The organism is Thermodesulfobacteriota bacterium (genome assembly GCA_031082315.1).
GTDB lineage: Bacteria > Desulfobacterota > QYQD01 > QYQD01 > QYQD01 > QYQD01.
Genome location: JAVHLC010000001.1, coordinates 197,807 through 217,416 on the forward strand (window position 1 = coordinate 197,807; position 19,610 = coordinate 217,416).

Here is a 19,610-nt window from a genome sequence, read left to right on the forward strand (position 1 = left end):
TCATTCTTTCTGTGTAATCTGCGTAATCTGCGGATTCGTTTAGATCTCCTGCGGTGTGTATTCCGGAACGATTTCCCTTAGCTTCTGTTTAATGCCTGCCGCATCCCTGGCATCGGCCAGTTTCACGAGTTCCTGGATATTTTTTTCTAAATCATTTTTTGTAAGAAGGCCGGATCCGTTCTGTTTCAGGACAAGAATTTTATCATGGCCGGTGGGAGCAACTTCCTCACCAACAACTACCAGCTCTTCATGTAGTTTTTCCCCCGGTCTAAGCCCTATGAACTCGATATCAATATCTTTTTCAGGCTCAAGTCCGGAAAGTTTGATTAAATCCCTGGCCATATCCACAATCTTAACCGGTGTCCCCATGTCCAGGATGAACACTTCGGCGCCCTTTCCCATAGTCCCGGCCTGCAATATAAGTTGCACGGCCTCCGGTATGGTCATGAAATAGCGGGTCACTTCAGGGTGAGTTACAGTAACCGGCCCGCCCTGCTCAATCTGCCTTTTAAATAACGGAATAACACTGCCGGAGCTTCCCACCACATTCCCGAACCGTACCGCCATAAACCTGGTAAGACCAGGATTAGCGTGGGTCTGGACAAGCAGTTCGGTTACCCTCTTTGAGGCCCCCATAACATTAGTTGGATTAACGGCCTTGTCAGTTGAGACCAGAACAAACCGTTCTATGCCGGAATCACAGGCTACCTCTATAACATTCTTTGATCCCAGGATGTTGTTATATATAGCTTCCCAGGGATTAATTTCTAACATGGGCACGTGCTTATATGCAGCGGCGTGGAACACTACTTCCGGGCGATATTTTTCAAAGATAGCCTTAATCTCGCCTTTATGGCGAATATCCCCCAGGACCGGAATGTATTTTATATACGAAAAGTTTCGCCACATATCCATTTCAATGTCGTAGAGATTCTTCTCCGTCCTATCGCACATTATTAGCGCTTCCGGGTTATACCGTGCAATTTGCCGGCACAATTCAGAACCAATGGAGCCCCCGGCGCCTGTAATCAAGACCCTTTTCCCTTGCAAGTATCGGCCAATCTTCTCTTTTTCCAGGCGCACGGGCTCCCGCCCCAAAAGGTCTTCATAGGATACATCTCGAATGGATTTTACGCTCACCCGGCCATCGATCAATTCACCAATTCCGGGGATTGTCTTGTATTTAACTTTCGTCTGCTTACAAAGTTCAACTATCCTCTTCATCTGATTGCCAGTAGCAGAAGGGATGGCTATCAGGATTTCTTCTATCCTTTTTTTAATTACAAATTCTTTTAGTTCGTCTATGACGCCAAGAACAGGTACTCCATGTATAGACCTACCAACCTTATTTGAGTCATTATCCAAAAAACCGATAACGTCATATTCCAAATGGGCGTTGTCCCTGATCTCACGCAACATCTTTTCTCCGGCGCCACCAGCTCCGATTATTAATAGCTTTCGACCGTTGTGGTACCCATTTTTTTTCATAAAGGGTAACGGATTGCCGTCAGCTGCTAAAACAAGGCGGACTGCCAAACGGAAACCCGAAATGAAGATAAGGGTCAGAATCGCATCAATCACAAAAACAGAACGCGGATACCCTTCAAAACGTTGGAACATAAGAATAGCGACCATTGCAACCATTGTACTGGTAAAGACCGCCTTTATAATATTCAATAGGTCAGCTATGCTCGTATAACGCCACATGCCCCTATAAAGCTTAAACCAGAAAAAGAATAAGAGCTTACTTATTACAACCGGGATGATACTCTTTTTCAAAAGACTTATGTAATCATGTGGGACATGGAATTCAAACCGGAGGGCATAGGCGAGGACGTAGGAGATTCCGAGTAAAGCAATATCCCCTGCCAACATCACCCAGAAATTTTTATTGCGTAGAAGGACTTTCATTGATTTCGCTAATATTTTAATAGCTCACCGCAGAGCACACAGAAAACGCAGAGTTTTAAAGATCATTATCTTTTAGGTCGTTTTTTGCGCCTTCGCGGTGAGACGAGCGGTTCCGCTTCGCAGACGAATGGTCAATAATACGAATCCCGCAAAATAAATCATTAAAAGCGGCAAAGCCATGATACTACCAAACGGCCTTACCAGCAAGACACTTGTACCTATTATCAGTTGGGACAAGCCATATGCAACCGAAACCTTCCAATGAGGCATTCCATATTCGTTTGCCAAAATCTGGTAGAGATGTCTGCGATGGGGACGGGTCAGGGGTTCTCTATCTTTTAGCCGCACGATCATGGTCGTCAACTCATCTGCATAAAAAGGAAAAAGGAAGGCAGAGAGGCAGATAAAATCGATAAGGCTTTTGGACAAATATACGACCATCGCTGCGAACACAAAGCCGAGCAAGATGCTACCCACATCGCCCATAAAAACTCTGGCCTTTGGCATATTGAAAGGGAGAAAGCCGAGGCACGCAAGCGACAGACAGATAGCCAGGGTTACGAAAGAAGAGGCAGATCCTGAAAGGAAAGCAGAAAGGGCGAGGAGCCCAAACGCAACTGCACCTGTGACCCCGGCGATGCCATTGATCCCATCCATAAAATTATAAAAATTTGCAGTACCCACGACGAAGACAGCCAGGAAGAAAAGCGAGAAAGCTGAAAGCTGAAGGCTAAAGGCTGAAAGCTGGACAAAGAAGAGGGCTGCTATAACCTGTATCGGCAAGCGAAACCTTGGAGAAATCGGGAACTTGTCCCCGTAAAAACTTATTAAAGCAAGGATAGTTGCCGGAAGCCAGAAACCCGCGGGGATATTGAGAGTCACAGAAGACAGAACAAAGGCTGCAAGAATACCAATTCCTCCGCCTTTTGGCGTTGGTACCGCATGGGAACTCCGTTCATTTGGATGATCAACCAGGCCCAGCTTTAAGGCAGAACGAGAAATGATCCAGGCCCCGGCTCCACCCAGAATCAGACAAGTGGTATATAAAATAAAACTTTCCACAGAAGTTATTGTCTCACGCAAAGACGCAGAAGCGCCAAGTTATTCTTTTAGGTCGTTTACGACCCTTGATATGCCGCGTCAACAATTTCCTTGGCTATTTCATTCTCAGCCATAATTTTCTATCTTTGCGTCTTAGCGCCTTTGCGTGAAATATTTAATCTGCGTTAATCTGTGGATTGAAAGATTGTCTGCAGAGAATGGCGCGGCCTGAAACCGGTTTTCAGCATTCTTTCATTATCAAAGACCAAACTTGAAGCCAGCTTGTCATAACAGGAATACAGCCATCTCTTTTTGTCAGGTAAAAGGCACCCTGCTATCCTGGTTGCAAACCGGACAACAGATAATGGCACCGAAATAACCGGCCGGTTGGGCCGGATAGCCGAGTTTTGAAATACCTGGATAAGCGTGTTAAATTCATAGGCCTCTGCATCACAAACATTAAAGATATCGATCTGCGAAAATCTGCGTAATCTACGGATTATAAAATCAATAAAGTCTACCAAATTAGGCCTGGCCAATGCAGACATCCTTTGCAGCCCTGAACCGAAACGGATATAGGTTATGGTCAGAGGTGCTAATACCCGGCGATTAAGGTTAAAACTCCATTCACGATCATACACAGGTGCCAGACGTAGGATGATTAGATCATTGAGTATGCCCTCATCAGCTAAAGCAATAAGACGCCTCTCGGCATCAAGCTTACTGCAGGCATAATCGCTGGAAGGCTGACATTCGCCATTCTCACCAATCCCATTACAATCCTCTCTTTTTTGTGCCTTTGCGCCTTTGCGTGAGGTAATCCCCGGCCCTTCACCATACACGGACACGGAAGACAAAAAAATAAAACGCACATCAGGATTAACTTGAGAAGCGGCCTTTGCCAGCTTTTCTGTGGACTCACTGTTCACGCGCATGTATGTGGAGGAATCTACCGCCCCTACCTTCTGGTGTGCAATGCCTGCACAGTGAATGACAACATCCGGAGAATATTTTTCGCAAATCGCAGTCACTGCGCTTACATCGGTCAGGTCGGTTTGTTCCCAGACAATATTCGCAAGGCTTGTAGGCTTCTTTCTATTATAAATACCAATCACTTTATTATCGGATGCCAATCGACTGCATAAGGCTTTCCCGATAAAGCCATTGGCTCCGGTTATTAAAATATTCTTCAATCCCTCATTCTCTATTCATGTCAATTGGGCCAGTTTTTCAACGATCCTTTCAGCAGCATGACCATCCCACAAATAAGGTATTTTACCTTTCTTAAAACTTCCATTCATGATTTTTTCATACTCTTCGAGTATAATATCTGGATCTGAACCCGTCAGAACGTTTGTTCCTATGTCTATGGTTACCGGCCTTTCCGTATTTTCTCTTATTGTTAGACAGGGAATACCCAGATATGTGGTTTCTTCCTGGAGTCCGCCGCTATCAGTTAAAACGAGTTTTGCTGTTTTGTTGAGTCTTAAGAATTCAAGATAACCTATAGGTCCTGTAATTATCAGGTTACGCATTCCTGAAACTTTTTCTGATAATCCAAACTGATCAATATTTTTCCTTGTTCTGGGATGCATTGGGAAGATAATAGGGATATCTCTCTGGATTTTTTCAAACGCAAATAAAATCCCTTCCAAGGCCGATAGATTATCCACATTTGAAGGTCTGTGAATGGTAAGTGTGGCGTAGTTGCTTTCAGTAATCCCATTTACAGGGAGTGGCATATCCTTTATTTTGTCAAGATAATAGGATAGCGTATCAATCATGACGTTCCCTACAAAGAAGATTTTGTCTTCCTTTACGCCCTCATTTCTGAGATTTTCGTTGGCACTTTCCTCTGTCGTAAAGAGATAGTCACATATAGAATCTGTAACCTTTCGATTGATTTCTTCGGGCATGGTCATATCAAAAGACCGCAGGCCGGCTTCTACATGAGCTGTCTTAATGCCAAGTTTAGCTGCTGTAATTGTACAGGCCATCGTGGAATTCACATCACCAACCACCAGTACAATGTCCGGCTTTTCATCCTTTATCAATTTTTCAAAGCTTATCATAATGTTAGCGGTTTGCTCTGCATGACTGCCGGACCCAACTCCAAGATTAACATTAGGCTTTGCGATATTAAGCTGTTCAAAAAAAGTTTTTGACATGGTTTCGTCATAGTGCTGGCCTGTATGGACAAGCACGGGATTGATTGAATCATTATACTGCTTATAAGCACGCATCAATGGCGCAATCTTCATGAAATTTGGCCTGGCACCCACTACGTTTATTATTTTTATCACTTTTCTACCGCTATCTTAAAAACATTGATTACTTCGCGAGACTGCCTTTCTCTTGTATGCTTTGGCGCTGCCTTATAACTTGCCTCGGCCAGCCTTTTCCGCAAAACATGATTGTTTTTTAATTCCAGAACAGTCCGCACAAAAATCTCAGGGGCTTCAGAAGGAATACACAACCCTGCTCCTTCTCCTTCAACTATTTTACTCGCCTCGCCACCTTTAGGTCCTGCCAGCAAAATGGGAAGCCCCATCCCCATGGCTTCAAAAATTTTTGATGGGATCACTGTTGCAAAAACAGGGTTATTCTTTAAATGAATCAGCGCAACATCCAATACACTCCAGAATTTCGGCATTTCCTCCTTGGGCTGAGCGGGGTAAAAAATCACATTTTTCAATCCACGTTTTTGGGATTTTGCAATCATGTTTTCTTTTGATGAACCGCTGCCAACAAAAAGAAACCTGATTTTATCATCGTTTATCAGTAATTCCGCTGCATCCAGAACTTTTTCCAGAGCATGAGCCATGCCGTGTGTACCAATATAACCAATGACAAATTTATCTGTTAATTTAAGTTCCTTTAACAGCTTGCTGTCTTTTGGCCTGGGAGAGTAGCGAGGCAGGTCAACCCCGTTGATCACAACATAAATTTTGTCTTTATCAATTCCACGGCAAACCAAATCTTTCTTGAATGCGTTGGTCAAAGCAACAATAACGGCCGATTTTCGATACAATAAAAGTTCCAGTTTTTCCACGGCTTTTAAAAGAAAATTATCCTGCATGATCCCGACAGCAGCGATAGATGCCGGCCACAAATCTCCCAATTCAAAAATAAAAGGTTTTCTTTTAAGAAGCGAAATTACCCACCCGCCGACAGCCGCAAAAAACTGAGGGGAGGTTGCCATGATTATATCTGGTTTTTTTTGAAAAAACCCCGCAGCTACGGAGGAAAACATAAAGGACACAAAATCGACTGTCCTGAGTAAAAACCCTTCATTTGCCGAAATATATGTTTTCACCCTTACAACCCGGATCCCGTCCATCTGTTCAACAAGATACCACCTGTTTTTATAACCAGGATAAACTTTACCTTCCGGAAAATTTGGCGCACAGGTAATAACCGTCACCTCATGTCCCCATTTTATCCAATAACAGGCCCTCTCATATACCCTGGTAGCTGAAGCGTTACGTTCCGGAGGAAAGTTCTCAGTGACAAACAATATATACATTTTAGTTCCGCCAAAATCTTATAAGGTATGCTTCCGTTGCCGGCCTAATAAGGCAGTTATTGGGAGCGGCCCCTCTGTGCCGATGTAAGTGAGACACTTCCCGCCTTATCTTTAATTGAAGCTCCCCGCAGCTTGCTGCGGGGAATATCCGTATGCAAGGTAAAATGCATCGTATTCGCTCGCTAACCCCGCTGCCCGCCAGTGTCGGACCTGGATGGCAAGCAGCGGGGAATGCGCTCGCTATGCATGTTCAACAGAAAAAAGCTTTTATGCGTGAGTTAACCAGTCTTATAGCCATCTTGAATCTGCGCCTTAGACCCTTGGCATTAAAAACCCATTCCCTATAAAAGCGCGGATTTAAAAAAAAATAGCGGCCAAACCTCCGTTGGAATTTTCTTCGAGCAAAAAAAGAATGTATATAATAGAAGGAATCAACTATTTCATCCTCACTAATATATTCTGTTCGCATTACCGGTCTATAGTTAGGCGTATAAGTTGGCGATGTTACATAGCGAGTCCAGTCTTCCGTATTTATCAGCCCTTTTTCTTTTGCAACACGATATAGTTCTGTACCTGGAAACGGACAAGCTATCGCAACCATAACATCATCACCTATGTCTTTAAGAAGCTCAACTGTCTTTTTTGCGGAATTCTTAGTCTCGCCTAAATTGCCCACCATTGTGAAACTGCCGGTTGATATGCCAATATCGTGAGCAATCTGATGGGCATTGCGAATCTGTACATCCGTTATGTTTTTCCTCATCAGTTTTCTAACATATTGATCGCCGGTTTCGACACCAAAATCAACTCGAATGCATCCTGCATCCTTCATAGCTTGCAACATTTCTCTATCAACGGTATTTACGCGGGCATTGGCCATCCATCTAAATGGAATATCTGATTTACCGATCAACTCACAAAGCTCTAAAATCCGCTTTTTTTGTATCGTAACCAGGTCATCGACAAAATCAAATTCGACCATACCATAGGTTTTATTTAAGTATATGATTTCATCGAATATGTTTTGAGCACTTCTTGGCCTGAATTTTCTGCCAAATATGGTATGGGAATCACAAAATGTACAAAAATTTGGACATCCCCTGCTCGACAAGAGGGCAAACACCGGCGCGTCACCCTTTCCACTAATATTGAAAACATTATATTTATTCAAATCAAGATATTTCCAGGCCGGGAAGGGAAGCCTGTCCAGGTCCCGGATGAAGGCACGATCAGGGGTCCGGATCACCCCCTCCTGTGCGCGAAAACAGAGCCCGGGGATATGCCCGAAGGCCCTTCCTTCGCTCATGGCCTCTGCGAGCTCCTTTAAAGTTTCTTCACCTTCTCCCCGGACGATGATATCCAGGGCCGGAAGTTCCTGGAGGGTCCTTTCGGGGATTGAAGACGGGTGGGGACCTCCCGCGACGAGCGGGATATCTGGCATGACTTGCTTGATTAAGGGGGCCAGTCGGGAAACCTCTCCGAACTGGTTAGTCATGAAAGAGATGCCCACTATGAGCCATTTCCTGGATCCGAGGAGGTTCATGAAGGCATCATCGGTCAGTGGGTGGGTGTTGAAATCGTGGATATACGGTCTGAAACCGGCCTCTCTTAGGTAGGCAGCGAGGTAGGCCAACCCCAGAGGCGGGCTTTTGCGGGGATAGGTGTACGCTGGGTAAATCAGTAAGATATGGGGCTCACTCATCAAAACCACCTTAGCTTGAAATAGACCTTCCATGCCTGCGACAAAATCCGGTACAGGGAATTGGATAACTGGTTTCCCCATTTCCGGGCATAGGAATCGAAGATGTCGTCACCCGTGAGTTTGTACATGGCCTGCATCTGGATCACGTGCAAGTTTTGATAGTAGAGGCTGCTCGGCATAACCGGCTGATGGCCGGCAACGGCCAGATCGTAACTCGTCCAGAAGCCCAGGTCATAACGGTGCATATTTTTTTTGAGTGTTTGGAGACAACTCCGCCAGAGATCCCAGGCGCAGGAATCCTCAAAAAAAACTGCATAATCCCGAACCCCCCAGAGCGCCCAGATGAAACCGTTAAGTACGTGATTGGGTGGTGTTACAATATATTCCTCCAGCCACAGGTAACCCCTGTCGTCATCCAGAACTCCGCCCGCATGCTCCCGTGCGAGACGACGAAAAGCGTTAAAAGCTTTATGCGTGACATGCAAATACGTCTCGTCACCCGTAAGTCTAAATGCGCGGAGGCATACGGAGATGCCCTGTCCCTGCGCGAGTGCGGACCGCCAGGGGGCATGAAGATCGTTTCGCATCTCAAAGGGAAACTCGTATTCCCAAAGCAATATATCATCCGGAACAAGTCGCATGTGATTTAGAAAGTAGGCTGCCTGGGCCAGGAATTCCCTCCGGCAATCCTCACCCTTCAAGATTCGGTCGTAGTACCCGAGTGCCAACTGGGCTATTGCGTTTGGGTTGTACTGCAGTCCAAGTTCCCCCCGATAATCGAGCATGATGACGCCGTCGGCATCCGCGGTTCCGATACGGCCGATCTTGTCCTCGTAATTCTGGGGATAGGCCCGAAGGGTGGTAAGGTCCTCCTTGGTCAGGTCATTCACCATCAGGCGCGTATGCCAGAAGGTAAGGTTCGATCCGCCTCGATGCCAGATATAGGAAGAAAGTATCCGGCGCAAGTAATGAATTTTTTTATACATTAATGGGCCGGATATCCCTCGCCGTCGAGAAAAAGGCGTGCCCATTCCTCAAGCATGTAAACAGATAGAAGCAGGTAATGAAGGTCCTGGCGATTCTCCCGGAGTTCCTGGAAGAGGCATTCGATCGCCGGAAAAGAAAACCATCCGCGGCGCTGGATGGCTTCCCTGCTGAGGACGGATCGTATCTGATCATGCAGGGGGCCGAGCATCCATTCGCGGACCGGTGCTACAAAACCGGTTTTGGGCCGGTAAATTACCTCTTTTGGCAGAAAGGGCTCCATGGCGCGCTTGAAGATGTACTTTCCCGTAAACCCTCTCTGTTTAAGCCTTCCCGGGATAGCAAATGCCAATCTCACCAAATCAATATCAATAAGGGGAACCCGGATCTCAACACCTCGTGCCATACCCATTTTATCCGTGTAGTTAAGGTTATGATCCGTCAAAAAGAAGCGTGTATCTAAAAAAAGCATCTTATTAAGGTTGTCCATCTGACAGGTGTGCTTCCCTAACGCCTCCCGCATGACCTGGAGTGGGTCGTGGTCAGCAAGGCGCTGGCTCAAGTCCCCCTGTAAGAGCTGGAGGACATATGATTTCGAGGCCCAGGTGAAGTAATGGACAAGCCGCTCCTCACGTGACCGGTCGGCATATTGAAACATACGCTTGAAGCGACGGAGAGAGGGATTCGAAGAATGGACTCTTTCGCTTAAGAGTCGCACGCTTGTGCGCAGAGTGGAGGGCATCCAGTCCCACCATCTCTCGGTCATTAAGGCGAGGTGCCTCCGGTATCCGGAGAAAATGTCGTCACCGCCTGCGCCGGAAAGGAGAACATAATCCCCCTGCTGACGAGCTGCCTCGGCGATAAGCAGAACATTCAAGGGGGCCAGATCGGCCTGAGGTTCGTCGAGATGCCAGATCATCTCACGGACACGTTCCAGGATAGTACTTTCCAGTGGTATTTCAAGGCAGGGTACGCCGAGCTGTCGGGCTACTCTACGGGCATAGTCGAGGTCATTGACCATCCCCTCCCAGTTACGGCCATCGGCATAGTTGATCGTGTAGCAGTGAGAGATTCGGCGTCCCTCGCGCTCTGCTATGGCTACAACTGCGCTGGAGTCGAGCCCACCGGAAAGGAAGGCGCCCACGGGAACATCGCTCACCAGTTGGGACTGCACGGAACGGTGGAGTTGCGACCGCACGAGTTCGAGTATCTCTGTTTCATCGGTCCCGGCGATATCTTTCCGGGGCTTGATGTCTACCTCTTCGGTTATTGACGGTGCTTCGCCGGCACGAACCGTCAACATCTGCCCTGGAAGAAGCTTTCGCACGCGGTGCAGGATAGTCCGGGGACCTGGCGTCCAGAGATAGATGAGCGTCTCCAGGAGGGCTTGCTCATCTACTTCCCGGGAGAGACCCTTCCAACACAGAAGGCTCTTGATCTCGGAAGAGAAAAGAAATTTGTTGTCCTGAAAGACAAAATAAAGTGGCTTGACGCCCAGGGGGTCCCGTGACAGATATAGAATCTCCTCTCTTGTGTCCCAGAATGCAAAGGCCCAAATGCCTTGCAGTTCTCTCAGACAGGCAGGACCCCAATCACGGAAGAGATAGAGCAACACTTCCGTATCGGTGTCTGAACGAAATCGGTATCCCCTTGACTCCAGAAACCTTCGCAGTTCCCGATAGTTGTAGATTTCCCCGTTATAAGTAATGCAATGCCGCCCTGTGTCATCCCACATGGGCTGCTTTCCTCTCTCGCTCAGGTCCAGGATTGAAAGCCGGTTGTGTCCGAGGGAGATGGGGATGGATGAGTCGCTCCAAGCCCCGGACGCGTCGGGGCCGCGATGGCGAGTGGCCCGGAGCATTTTCTCTATTAGTCCCTCTTCGTGGATTCCAATGAACCCAGCAATTCCGCACATATCACTATTGGCTCTCTCGATTTCTGAAAAGAAGCAGCATTCGCATGCGCCCTCACTTCACCGCCCGAATCAGCATAAAAAGTCCATGCTTCGGAAAGAACGTCCGGATAACCCATCGAGGCCAGACTGTGCGTGCAATTGACAGAAGAACTCCTTGATGACGCTGCCCCGCAGCGGAAGTTAGAAGGTCTCCGTGTCCCAAGACTATCTGAATATCCGTGGAGCGGAACTGCCTAAAAAGATGCTGCGCCTCCTCCTCAGAGTACGCCTTTGTGCCGGGGCTTTCCAAATACCGCCCGTATATCTCCTCCAACGTTAGCCACGGCTTTAGCGCGAGGAAGGCGTAACGACACCAAAGCATATAGCCTACAAAACTATGTTTATGGTAGATCATAATTTTTGCCTCCCCCCCAGGCTTTAGTACCCGGTACACTTCAGCCACTGCCCGGGCCGTATCGGGCGTGTGATGGAGCACCCCCCACGAGTACACAAGATCAAAGGAACTGTCCGCAAAGGATAGCTGTTCTGCATCCCCCATCATGAGGTGGGAGCGGAGACCAAACAACTCCATACGTGTGAGGGTATGGCGCAAAGCACGGGGCGTGAGGTCGATCCCGTATAAGTCTGCACCAGCCTCAGCGAAATTCAGATGGTCGGCTCCCAAACCCACACCAATCTCAAGGACTCTTTCCCCCTTGTACAGATGGAACTCAGCAAAGCCTGGAATGAACGGTTCAAGAGTGTACCGAACTTTTGCTTGAGTGAGGTAGGCCTCTCTGTCACGTCCATCCTTCAAATATAGTTCCTCCCCACAAGAAGCCCTCTCCCAAAAGTCATGGACAGCCAGTTTTTCCTTGTCCACCCAGTATCCTCTTTCCACGCTTAACTTCGTGAGGAGGCGGCGCTTTCCCCTGTCGCCAGCAATCTGTGGTATACAGACGTTAATCGCCGTGCTACCGCCGAGTATGCGTAGTGTTTACGACTCCGCTCCCTGTTAAAGCTCCCCATAGCTGCTCGCAATCTCGCATCGTCAGATAGAGTGCGTAAAGCGTAGATCATGCCGTCGATGTCTCCGGGCTCCACCAGAAAACCGCCCTCCCTATCCTCGATCATCTCCGGGATTGCACCCACCTTAGTCGAAACAACCGGCAATCCTACGGCCATAGCTTCGAGAACAACATTAGGAAATCCTTCGGCATGAGAAGGGAAAAAAAACAGGTCACTAGAGCACATTTCTTTAATTACGGATGAGTTATCCATTATGCCAAGCAATCTGATATTGTGAGGCAATGAACCCATAATTTTATTCGTATCATCTGTCTTCTCACCTATCAAATCGAAACGCATAAATGGCAACTGTTTTGCAGTTTCCACGATTTCAGCAAGACCTTTGGCAAAAGCAAGTCCTCCGACAAATAAGGCTCTCGTGTGGCCACGTGAAGCGCCTTCATAATGCACCTGATATTTGAAAATATCATCTGGGACGAAATTTGGTATCTGTTCACACCGTTGGGCCTTGACTATTTTGCTTAGGTATTCATAGGATATCCCATTAACCGCAATATTCACATGTGACAGCCTAATTAAAAGGTTCAAGGCCTTCAAACTGATATCTCCAAGGCTTTTGCCTGACAACTCTGGGATATTACCCCTAAAATGGCTTGCAAGCGGAATTCCCCACAATCTTACGATAAGCCCACAAAATACATCACGGAAAATACCTATTTTGGAAAGACTGCAATTCAAGTGCACGATATCGGGGCGATTATTTATTAGGTGGGATATCAGCGCTGTCACTATACTAAAAAATCTTTTCTGCTCACTTAGAGAGAATGTAACGCTGTCAAAAAATCCGCGCTTGCCGCGAATTCTTGTATCTACCACGCAAAGTTCATACTCAGAAGACAGTCCACTTTCCATTACCCGTTTTGTCCAGGATGCTATGCCTCCATGCGGCGGAGGAAGAGGTGAAATAAACAATATCCTTTTCACTCCCGCTTCTCCTCCTGTAAATCATGCCCCTTAACAGCTTTTTTCCATTATCAGAGATTTTAGCTCAGACCCGCCATTACATTCATGTATGAGTCTTAAAGAGCCACGCTCTTTTCTATAAAAGCTTACTGTGCTAACACCATTCGGCAAGGTCCGGCCTATCTGAAGGAAGCCGTATTCTTTTAAGGAGAGATTGACATTATCAATAGCTATTCTAATTTTACTTTTAGGGAAATATGCCAAATTCAGCAAATTCATACATCTTACAATATCAAAGCTTGCATTAAGCCTTGTCTCGAATATGTCACAATTAATGCATTCTATCTCTCCATTTGCAATCAATTGCTGCACCGGCCCAAACAACAGGTTTATCTCCTTTAATTCTTTTTCAGCCACGGCAATGCTTTCGTGAGTTAAGAAGCTTTGGAGTAATTTCCCTAACAAATTAGAAATAAAATATTTGAGGCTTATGGAAGGCATACACGCGATGCCAAATAAATCGCCACAAACGAGTTGATGATCGTTAGCTAAACACAGACTAACAGGCCCCTTCCTAAATGACCAAACCCTATTGTATTTATCTGAAATATACAATCTGAAATCGATATTGGATGTTTTCAAATATCGGTAAAGCTCAAAGGATGTAATCCCGTTTGAAACACCCATATCATGTATCTTATATTGCTTATCAGCCCTTAGAAAGCCTCTCAGCTCTTTATCTATATCATGAAATCGAGATGGACTTGTTTGCTTCGTCGGAGACTCAGGAGTCTGCAGTTCACTTACAGCTAAAGAATGAAGAACTGGATCGGTCAATTCTTCTATTTTCTGCACACTTAGTGCAAAAATCTTCGAAGAAATTTTATGCTTTTTAAAAAACTTATATAGATTTATATCGTCGATAATTATTTTTAACAACCCTCGGCACTCCTTTTCATAATTTGGACGGAGTAAGAGGTGAGGAAAGGTGGTCGCCTTCCTTGGACGGCAGGCAGTGATTGACAAGTGATAAACCTTCCAATCACTTCTGCGGTAACATAGTCCGGCATACCTTGCCCGGAGTCCTATTGCCGCGGCTCTGATATGGGGTCCGTGGTTGTAAACTCAAGATGTGCGCTGAGCTGTAGTTGCAGCAGTCCCTTCATTTATGTCGCTGCCCAGTTCTTGCAGGTCAGTCCCGCCAATGCTGCTGCCATTAAAATACCTCTCAATAAAATAGTCTTTGTAAGAGTCCCAAAGAAAATGACGGGCTGCGATTTCCTGCGCACGTTCTGCAAACAGAGCTCTCTCATGCTTGAACTGCTCAACCAAGCCTAGGATCTTCTTGACACCGCCTGCCAAATCGCCTATTTCTACGAGGCACCCTATTTTACATTCTTCTACAAGCCTTGAAATATCCCCGATCCCGGGGGTTGTAATAACCCCTAATCCTGCAGACAGGTATTCAGGAAACTTGGTAGGTGAGGCCACACGGTTTAAAACTATGTCCTGCCTGAGGAGAAAACCGAAATCCGCAGCGCTCACGAATTCAGGTATTTTCTCATACGGTATGCTCCTTATAGTGAGGCGATCCTTTGGAAGACTATCAAGAAGAGGCTTATTTTTCGGCTCGTTGCTTGTATATAGCAAAAAAAATGGACTATCAATCCGCTTAGAGATTTCTATCCATAGCAGCAGCATATAGTCCAGTTCCTGGTAGGAATCCAGCCCGCCCAGATATAGAAATACAATATCTTCCGGTTTAATTCCAAAAGATGTTCGAATGCTCTCTCGGCTGTTCCGGCAGCCTTGAAATCTATTTTTTTCGACACATGAGTTTACAACCATGGCATCATCCCTTTGAAAGCGATCGTGACTGTATTCTTTCAGAGGGTATGATACACATTGAAGATAATTCGCTCTTTGAACGGCTTTGCGCTCGAAATATCTGTAAATCCCGGCCTTAATTTTCCTTAGAGGACCCCTTCTTCTTATCGATCTAAATTCCGTTTCTTCAAGATTTGCTCCTCGCAGGTCAAAAACCACTTTAATTTTCCGGCTGGGTACAGTTAGTATATTCCAGAAGTTGCGGATGTAAATAAAATCAATCGGGTCTCTTTTATCGAGCATACGCAGTTGCCTTCTGAATGTAGCTATGGTCTGTAAATTTGCATAACCCTTCTTTGCAATAGGTATCACCTGGAATCCTTCCCGCTCAAGTTCCACGCCAAAAGAATTCCTAAATTCCTCAGGCGAGGGATCAGAACACATAATGGTTACATGGGCGCCGAGTGACAGCAGATATCTCATCTGCCCCAATGCCTGGCTCTTTAAAATAGCGCTGTCCCGTAAATAACAGATGATATCCCAAAGAACACATACTATATGTGGTTTTTTCATGGTCTATTACAGTTAAACAAACGGTGTGTGGTCAACTATGAGACTTTCATGAAATAACCCTCAGTGGATTTACACTGCCTGTGCTGATTTCAGTGATAATTGCCTTGCAAATTTCTTTTCTATTCGATCTCTTTCTAACACTCCCCATAACACTCCATAAAGACAAAAAAGTTGAACTGTCAGCATAAAACTATTAGTCAAACCCGGAAAGAAAAATGGAACTATTAATAAAGGATGCGTCTTCCAGGCTTTGCGGAGGATAAGTAAGAAAAATATACCTCCCATAATTCCACCTGCGACGAATATATAAGCCCAATCGTTGTGATACCTTATTTTAGTCTGTTCGCTGAAAATCCCGATCTCAGCACGATCAAACCCTGAACCCCAAATTGGGGAATAAGAAAAAGCTTCTAAAGCGCGCGTGAACTTGACCCTTCGGTCGCCTGGGACATCATAATCAATCTCTGGTACAATGTATTGTTCAATTATTACCGTATGTATATTTGTAAAAAGCCATAACCCATGTTTAAATACTTCAGTTCTATCCATATGTTTTATAAAAAAACTGAAAATGATCAGGCAACCAACGGTAACAAATAATATATACCTTTTGAAAAAGGCTAAATTGAAATCTTTAAGCAAAAAAATTGAGAGTACTATAAAAGTAAGCAACTCACTTTTGCTTCCCAGGGTTATTAAGGCTATAAACGCCATACACCAAAGCATTGACATATAAAAAATCATATTTCTTGAAAACAATCCCCGCCTACTGGCCAAAACAATAAATAAAAGTAATATATTAATTCCTAAGGCAGAGACATTAGGGTTTAAGAAAATGCCGGTATTTCTGTCTTTTATCCAACCCTCTTCTACTGCTCTATTTAGGTCATAAAAATCTATCAGAAAGGGCAGCTTATCCCACAATCCTCCCACAATAAGATTCATTGTTACTACCGCGAAAGCTACTAATAATATCTTATTGAGGCTTTTGGGGGTATTGAAATAGCCAAAGGTGTAACCTAAAAAACACAGTAAAATAGATGCCGTGCAGTACATTGTGAAGTCGTATGATGATGCAGGATAGAAAAGGGATTGATATACAGCACCAATCCAGCAGGCGATGATTAATCCGCAGAAGGAAAATAACAAAAACCTGGCGTGTTGCTTGTGCCACGTGAAAAGCCCGACAATGCCGACAGTGAGCAAACCAATCTTGTACGGGAATCCAAAAATATGAAACATCGGCAGCAGTGAGAGGTCTAACACTACTCCATAAAATATAAATGATCGCAAATCAATCATTATTTATCTGGAGAGAGAATAAGTTGCTTGCCTCTATGGAAGACCGTGAACTTATCGATAAGGGCAAGAAAAGCAACCGCAACCAGAGGCCAGATGATACCATGTAACGGCAGCCGATACCTGAAAGACCCGGCTACAAGGGCAGTCAAAGATAACAAGTATAAAACTGTTAAAAGAAAGAACAGGAGAATGCTTCTATTGTGATTGCTGCGCCAGGCAACAATGAATCCTGACACAGGAGCAAGTAAAAACAAAATAAAAGATGCTATTTTCTCAGACCAGACAACATATGGAGAGAATCTTGCGCCAACACCAATGGTAGATTCTGTATTAAACAACGTGGTGATTGTTTTCATAAAATTCTTAATATAAATCATGAAATACTTGACGGGATTCTCCATAATGTTTTCAATGGCCAGTTTTTTCATCAAGTCATTGACTTCATACGGAGAAAGCTCAAATTGTTTTCTAAGGGGCGTTATAAGCTTTATAGGATTTTTACCTGAAACAATCATGTCCCGAAGCCATGCCATCTGTGGCTCTCTTTTCTGCTCTTCGTATGTAGATTGTCTTGTGAGTTCGTAATTAGACCAGAGGAGCGACAACCCCTCGGCGGATTGCAATCCCCAAAAGCCGGCAACAGTATGATTCCTGTATAACCAGATACCCGTGAAAATCAGTATTCCGACAGAACATATAAAGAGGTAGCTGAGGCCCCGTTTTACCTTGTATTCGAGCAAAAATAAAGGCAGAAGGACAATCCAGAAATAATTCAGTATCGGCCGGATCATAGATGCTAAGCCGACAATCGCTCCAAACAGGAAAACCCTACACGCCATGAAATTCCTCTTGTTTTTTAAGAAATACACGGCCACAAATAAGCTAAAGTTTAAGAGAAGGCAAAACAGACTGTCCGGAAGTATCATGACGGCAATAAACTTGGACCAGGGATCAAATGCAGCAAGCAAACCGGCCACGATCCCCACACGAATATCAAAAAGATAGTAGGCAATAAGAAATGTCAGGAACACCGACATTGTTAAAAACAAGATATGAAGGCCGGCAATAACCCAGATTGTATGAGCTCCATCTCCGCATGCCTTATATATCACCGCCAAAAAGAGCGGATAGCCGGGCATTCTTTCGGTAAAAGGGATTAATTTGCCCCGTTCGTAGTCATTCTCCAGAAGCGCCCCGTGCGCCATGAAATTCTTTGCAACTCTTATATAGCCGATCGAATCAGGCTCAAGTTTTGGGCCTATCCGGTATAAAAAGACTGCATTTGTAAGGATCGAAAGAAACAAAACTACCAGACTGGCAAGCAATAAACCTTTCTTTCGTGTTAATTCCACGGATTCGAGACCATCCCGGAAGTAAGCCAAAGTTGAACCGTGATATTAGTTATCAGCGGGTATTCAGCATTACATGATTACCATGATTTGTTAAGAATACTCTTTGTAAAGTAACTAACATCAGAAAGGAGATCTCCCTTCTTAATATCACGAATAAACCTTTTCCACAGAAACCTCGGTCGAAGAAAAAACTTCCTGAAGGCTATATTGTAATAGTAATCCAATTGTTCCCATGTGAGGTTAGGGTGCTCAAACAAAGGGACCCTGGTTTGATGACAAATGTATTTTGACCAATCCTTGGTCAAAATCCTGTTTTCGGCATCCAGTTCTTTATAAAAAGGCGTACCGGGATAAGGAATGCAAATATCAAATTTGGCCAAACTTAAAGGTAATTTGGCGGCAAAATTGATCGTATCCATGATGGTTTTTTCCGTATCACCGGATAACCCGATTATGAAAAAACCCATAGTTTCCATCCCGGACTTAACAGCCATGCTAACCGAGTCTTCAATCTGCTGCAACTTCGTCTTCTTATTGATTCTATCAAGGATTTTCTGATTTCCTGATTCTATGCCAAAAGCAACCTGCCATGCTCCAGCTCTTTTGGCAAGATGAAAAAACTCCTGATCCACAAGATCAACCCTGACGCCGGAAAACATGGACCACGGGATATCATATCCAATCCTTATTAATTCCTCACATATGGACTTGGCCCTAGCCAAATCCTGAGTAAAGGAATCATCGATGATATGTACCTCTTTAAAGCCTTCTGCCTTAAGACACTTGAACTCTTCGACTACTCTTCCTACAGACTTTGCCCTGTAAAATCTTCCGAATGTATTTTTATTGCAAAAATTACATTGAAATGCGCATCCTCTTGAAGTTTCGATCAGCCCAACAGGATTGGCCCTTGCCGTAAGATGCGAATTGCGATATTTTTGAATGTTAAAGAGATCCCACCTTGGAAAAGCAACCTTCTCTATATCAACATACCTGTCGTTTTTTTTCAGAGCAAAAAAATCGTTGGCTTTTTTAACATTATGGTCAACAGAATCTGACTGACTTAAAATATTTGGCATATCAGTATTGCTATTTAAGATATGGTTTAAAGAAAAGTCCCCTTCACCTATTACCATAGAATCATAAAGATCAGTTTTACAAAGCTCTGCTGCAAATGTTGTAATATGAACGCCGCCTGCAATAATACGAATTTTGGGATAATTTTTACGTATAAAATGGGAAACTCTTTCCGAGGCATTGAAGGTTACAGTTTTAACCTCCATCGCAATAAAGTCTGGTTTAAAGGAATCAATCCTCTCCTTTAAGACGGCTATGTAGTCATTATAGAAATCCAAATCTATCAAATCGACAGTTACATCTGTCGAAAGGTTGCCGGCAATGGTAGCAAGTGACAGATTAGGATAACTAGGGGCTGCTAGTTTAACATTGGTTTTCTTATAAACTTCCAATGCAGAAGGAAGCGATACGAATAAGAGTTTTATCATT

At 44.7% G+C, this 19,610-nt stretch carries 15 protein-coding genes; all 15 read right to left on the bottom strand.

What is annotated here, in order from left to right; genetic code table 11:
* Positions 1–39: 39 nt before the first annotated feature.
* Positions 40–1,911 carry a nucleoside-diphosphate sugar epimerase/dehydratase gene (locus tag RDU59_00920; GenBank protein ID MDQ7837044.1) on the bottom strand — a complete coding sequence of 624 codons (1,872 nt, stop codon included), beginning with the start codon at positions 1,909–1,911 and terminating at the stop codon, positions 40–42.
* 72 nt (positions 1,912–1,983) lie between these two features.
* Positions 1,984–2,973, bottom strand: coding sequence for a glycosyltransferase family 4 protein (locus tag RDU59_00925; protein MDQ7837045.1), 990 nt, complete (start codon positions 2,971–2,973; stop codon positions 1,984–1,986).
* Between the two features lie 164 nt (positions 2,974–3,137).
* Positions 3,138–4,145 carry an NAD-dependent epimerase/dehydratase family protein gene (locus RDU59_00930; protein ID MDQ7837046.1) on the bottom strand — a complete coding sequence of 336 codons (1,008 nt, stop codon included), beginning with the start codon at positions 4,143–4,145 and terminating at the stop codon, positions 3,138–3,140.
* A gap of 15 nt (positions 4,146–4,160) precedes the next feature.
* Positions 4,161–5,255 carry a UDP-N-acetylglucosamine 2-epimerase (non-hydrolyzing) gene (wecB, locus tag RDU59_00935; protein ID MDQ7837047.1) on the bottom strand — a complete coding sequence of 365 codons (1,095 nt, stop codon included), beginning with the start codon at positions 5,253–5,255 and terminating at the stop codon, positions 4,161–4,163.
* Positions 5,252–6,478, bottom strand: a complete 1,227-nt coding sequence (locus tag RDU59_00940) for a glycosyltransferase family 4 protein (protein MDQ7837048.1) — start codon at positions 6,476–6,478, stop codon at positions 5,252–5,254. Before RDU59_00940 ends, wecB begins: the two co-directional genes overlap by 4 nt.
* A 250-nt stretch (positions 6,479–6,728) precedes the next feature.
* Positions 6,729–8,180 carry a radical SAM protein gene (locus tag RDU59_00945; protein MDQ7837049.1) on the bottom strand — a complete coding sequence of 484 codons (1,452 nt, stop codon included), beginning with the start codon at positions 8,178–8,180 and terminating at the stop codon, positions 6,729–6,731.
* The gene (locus tag RDU59_00950) at positions 8,180–9,166 is read right to left on the bottom strand and encodes a D-glucuronyl C5-epimerase family protein (GenBank protein MDQ7837050.1); all 987 of its coding nucleotides are present in this window, start codon (positions 9,164–9,166) and stop codon (positions 8,180–8,182) included. The genes RDU59_00945 and RDU59_00950 overlap by 1 nt, the downstream gene beginning before the upstream one ends.
* Positions 9,166–11,079, bottom strand: a complete 1,914-nt coding sequence (gene asnB / locus RDU59_00955) for an asparagine synthase (glutamine-hydrolyzing) (GenBank protein MDQ7837051.1) — start codon at positions 11,077–11,079, stop codon at positions 9,166–9,168. The genes RDU59_00950 and asnB overlap by 1 nt, the downstream gene beginning before the upstream one ends.
* A 52-nt stretch (positions 11,080–11,131) precedes the next feature.
* Entirely contained in the window at positions 11,132–11,941 is an 810-nt protein-coding gene (locus tag RDU59_00960; protein MDQ7837052.1) for a class I SAM-dependent methyltransferase, read from the bottom strand.
* Between the two features lie 20 nt (positions 11,942–11,961).
* The gene (locus RDU59_00965; protein ID MDQ7837053.1) at positions 11,962–13,071 is read right to left on the bottom strand and encodes a glycosyltransferase family 4 protein; all 1,110 of its coding nucleotides are present in this window, start codon (positions 13,069–13,071) and stop codon (positions 11,962–11,964) included.
* Positions 13,072–13,101: 30 nt separating this feature from the next.
* Positions 13,102–13,989: a hypothetical protein gene (locus RDU59_00970; GenBank protein ID MDQ7837054.1), complete on the bottom strand. Its 888-nt coding sequence runs from the start codon at positions 13,987–13,989 to the stop codon at positions 13,102–13,104.
* A 186-nt stretch (positions 13,990–14,175) separates the two neighbouring features.
* Positions 14,176–15,360, bottom strand: a complete 1,185-nt coding sequence (locus RDU59_00975) for a glycosyltransferase (protein ID MDQ7837055.1) — start codon at positions 15,358–15,360, stop codon at positions 14,176–14,178.
* A gap of 159 nt (positions 15,361–15,519) precedes the next feature.
* Positions 15,520–16,752 (bottom strand): hypothetical protein, encoded by a 1,233-nt coding sequence (locus RDU59_00980; protein MDQ7837056.1) that lies wholly within the window; start codon positions 16,750–16,752, stop codon positions 15,520–15,522.
* Positions 16,752–18,104, bottom strand: coding sequence for a hypothetical protein (locus RDU59_00985; GenBank protein ID MDQ7837057.1), 1,353 nt, complete (start codon positions 18,102–18,104; stop codon positions 16,752–16,754). The genes RDU59_00980 and RDU59_00985 overlap by 1 nt, the downstream gene beginning before the upstream one ends.
* A gap of 77 nt (positions 18,105–18,181) precedes the next feature.
* Positions 18,182–19,609: a radical SAM protein gene (locus tag RDU59_00990; GenBank protein MDQ7837058.1), complete on the bottom strand. Its 1,428-nt coding sequence runs from the start codon at positions 19,607–19,609 to the stop codon at positions 18,182–18,184.
* Position 19,610: the final 1 nt, after the last annotated feature.